This is a genomic window from Elstera litoralis, from assembly GCF_000963705.1.
GTDB lineage: Bacteria > Pseudomonadota > Alphaproteobacteria > Elsterales > Elsteraceae > Elstera > Elstera litoralis.
Map to the genome: position 1 here is coordinate 1 of NZ_LAJY01000892.1, position 3,308 is coordinate 3,308.

The 3,308-nt window shown below is 49.3% G+C and carries 5 protein-coding genes; all 5 read right to left on the reverse strand.

All coding sequences use genetic code 11. From position 1 onward, the window contains the following. Positions 1–35: 35 nt before the first annotated feature. On the reverse strand, positions 36–278 hold the full coding sequence (locus tag VZ95_RS20560) for a hypothetical protein (protein WP_045777520.1): 243 nt from the start codon (positions 276–278) through the stop codon (positions 36–38). Between the two features lie 31 nt (positions 279–309). Beyond that, positions 310–2,244, reverse strand: coding sequence for a tetratricopeptide repeat protein (locus VZ95_RS20565; protein WP_045777521.1), 1,935 nt, complete (start codon positions 2,242–2,244; stop codon positions 310–312). A 22-nt stretch (positions 2,245–2,266) separates the two neighbouring features. After that, positions 2,267–2,644 (reverse strand): flagellar biosynthesis regulator FlaF, encoded by a 378-nt coding sequence (locus VZ95_RS20570; protein WP_045777522.1) that lies wholly within the window; start codon positions 2,642–2,644, stop codon positions 2,267–2,269. After that, the gene (locus VZ95_RS20575) at positions 2,616–3,098 is read right to left on the reverse strand and encodes a flagellar biosynthesis repressor FlbT (protein ID WP_045777523.1); all 483 of its coding nucleotides are present in this window, start codon (positions 3,096–3,098) and stop codon (positions 2,616–2,618) included. The genes VZ95_RS20570 and VZ95_RS20575 overlap by 29 nt, the downstream gene beginning before the upstream one ends. Positions 3,099–3,113: 15 nt before the next feature. Then, on the reverse strand, positions 3,114–3,308 hold a 195-nt coding region (locus VZ95_RS26330; protein WP_045777524.1), incomplete at its 5' end, for a hypothetical protein.

A 3,308-nucleotide genomic window follows, 5' to 3' on the forward strand; every position in this document is an offset into this window, starting at 1 on the left:
AGTTTTCTTAGTTTGCCTGAGACGTTACAAGGTAATCACCAAWTTTTATCCATTTCCTGCTTAATCTTAGTTTTCTCTCTCTTGAGACCGGCAAGAACCGGCTCAAGAGTTTTATCCATATTATTATATTCTTCCCGCTTAACGTTTGTTTCTATGTCCAAACGGCGTTTTACGGCCTGAAATCGGACTTCGAACGCAAGCCGAGCCGTATTCTGGCTCTGTTTGATCAGAGCGTTGCCGAACGTATTGGTACTGAAAAAAGAAGAAAAATTAGCCATGTCAGCCTCCAGCTTTCTGCCGATAGGATTTCTAAGCGTTCACTTTACACCAGTTACGCCAAAGCGCATCTGATTTTTCAAACAATTCGGCGGCTGGCGTCTCATAGACCGCCAAAGTCAGGTCTTTATGCATTTTTCTAAGGCTCGCGTTAAACTGCTCTCGGGCCCCTTCATTCGACGCAAGGGCAACCGCCTTGGCGGTATAATCAGCCACGTCTTCCGCAATCGCGCTAAGTTGCGCTCCGCTCCGAGCTAAAGTAGACGAGACTGAGTTATAGGGCTCTTTACCCGCCAGCGTAACGATGGGACAGCCGATTAGGAGGGCCTCTCGCATCGCATCCCGATTCCCGCGCGGGAAGCTATCGAGAATCAGATCGGTATCAAGCAAAATATCGTACAAGGTTTCCTTAAAATCTTCAGGGTCGATCAAGTCAATCCGTGAAGTTAACGACCTTTTATCGGCCGCGATAAGAATTCTTTGTACATAGGGATCGTTTATATCCGATGGCCCGATCAAGGCGAGTGTGGCCGCCGGCACTTCTGCCAATATATCCATCCAGCACCTCAACAGCGCATCAGATACCATTGACGCAATATGGGGTGCCAGCAATCGTACTTGATCGCTAGCCTCACGCTTTGATGATTCACGCTTTCCGCGCAAATCCACAATTCGTCCCATTACCTCTAAAGCAGGAATTGGATAACTTAGGAAGTTCTGTAATTTTAAGACCCGACCATCTTTGTCTTCGCATAAACTATCGGCTAAATAATAATCGTAGCTCTCGGGGTCATCGTAACCATCTTCCCTCAACCATAGTATTTGGATTGGCGCCACACGGGAGCGCAAAACAGCGGGTCGGCTGAAGTTCCCAATCGGATGACAGTCAAACAGAATGGACACCTCATCCATCCGAATCATTTCTGCTAAAGTTGCATCGTCGATTGAGAAAGCCTGCCGCAAATCTTCAATAGAACTCTTCAAGCGCTTTTGACTTGACGGTTCTGTCGAGCTCAAGGCATAGACTTTAATATTGGCATGTTCTTTTAGTGCTAGGATTAAATTCTCGAGAGCAGGATCAACAACCTCGCAGAGAAAACCCAAGGTTGGTGCAGCATCCGATGTCTTAAAATTCGGCGGATCGAGATCAGCAATCGGCCTAACAAAGGCAGCGATGGCCTTATACGCCAAACTAATCGCCGCAGAATCGAAATAAGGTGATGCAACCATTGTCTGCATGCGTGTCGTTGCCTCAACCATATCTTCTGGTGGTCTTAGCGCTGCAAACTGAGCCTCGATCAGGGCGGGATCGCCTTTTAAAACGGCAAGACGCAATTCCAAACTTGGCAAAGCCTTATTACCCGCGTCGAGGGTGCGCAAGGCATCCAACGCCACTTGCGCGTGAACCGCTTTACCAAGTTGCAATGCACACTCTGCAATCATGGCGAAACTAAGACTATCACCGCCTGAAACGCCAATATACACCTCGAGCTGATGAAGAGCCGCCGCATACATATTTTGCGACATCATCAGCTCTGCAGTTCGCAGGGGGCGGTCAACAATAAAGCTATCGAATATCTCTTTTACATCCCCAAAATAATCTCCAATAATTTCCGCAATAAAAGGATCTGAAGGCAGATGAGTGCCAAGTTTTAAGTTAAACATACCATCAGTTTTTCGGCCGAGTTTTAAGAGAATCGCGGCAGCCGCATCCGGATAATTCCCAATGGATGGCTCCAACTGACTGGCGTGTTCTAGCATTCCTAAAGCATCAACGTGCCGCCCCATGCTATGGGCAATCGCTGCAAAAACGATGAGGACATGAGGAGATTGATTGACAGCACGGGCCGCGTCCGCCTCGCGCGCCGCCGTTTCGATATCCCCTATTCTCAGGGCAGCCATAGCCGCACGCAAATGAGCCTGAACGTCTGCGTTCGTCGATACGAGGGGCGCGTCAATGGAGGTCATAATTTTTCCTACTTTCAAACAACTATGCGCTGGTGCTGATTTTTTCAGCGTTGCCGACGGGGGCCTCATCCGGCGAACCATCAACAGCAGCAGGTTGATCTTCGGAGGGGTTCCGCAAAGAGTCGAAGAGTCCAGCCGCAATGTTTTTATTGATATCGACGAGAACCGGCAATTTTCCTACATCCGGCGCAGCAATAATTCCAACGCTATGCTTATCAATAAAATTCGATAAGTCTAAAAGACTCTGGCGAACTTCCAAAGATAATAGGCTGGTATCATCCAGAATATCAGCCTGAATGATCGTCCAGAGTTTCCAGTTAAGCCGTACTGCCGCTAACAGACTATCCTTATCGTCTGATAGCTTAGAGGCGTCATCCAGACGCTTCGCCGCTTGGATCAATCCCCATGCCAGAGTTTGCACCGGATTGCCCACTGGCGGCTGTGTCGGATACGCTTTCGGTGGTGGTACTGACATGCTCCAACCTCTCTTTTTCATGCGCGATGAGCAGGCGCACGGCCTTGAGGGCTTGATAATACTCGCCCTGTTCGACAAGTTTTTGAATACGGTCAATCAATTCCAAAGCGCTTGGGGCAGCTTGCACATAGTCGGAGAGCAAATCCGCCAAGATCGCCTTGTAATGATCGCGACGCTCAGGAAAGATATAAACGCATTGCAGTGCGAAATACACGCGGGATGCGGGAGTCAAAGCATCAACTTCCGTTAAGATGTCTTTCTCCCGCATAAAAGCCGCATCATTTAGAAAAACCAAATGCGCCTCATGCCCGCCATTTTCCAGCACGGCACCGTTCACGATGATGCGTTCGCCGGGCTTTAGGGTCATCTTAAGCGGCATAGCGCTCTGCCTTTCCTACAGCGAGCGGGCTTCGCTGTCTTGCTCGTCCTGCCACAGCCGGTCAAAGCCAGCCGCATTTACCCAAACATCATTTCGATCGCTTGAGTAGCGAAAATCTTCCGGGCAGCGCTTTGCTAGGCCATTTTGCGTGAACAGCGGATTTTCCAGCGCCCCTGCGTCGGGCAGGATTGAGAAGTAATTAGCGAACTC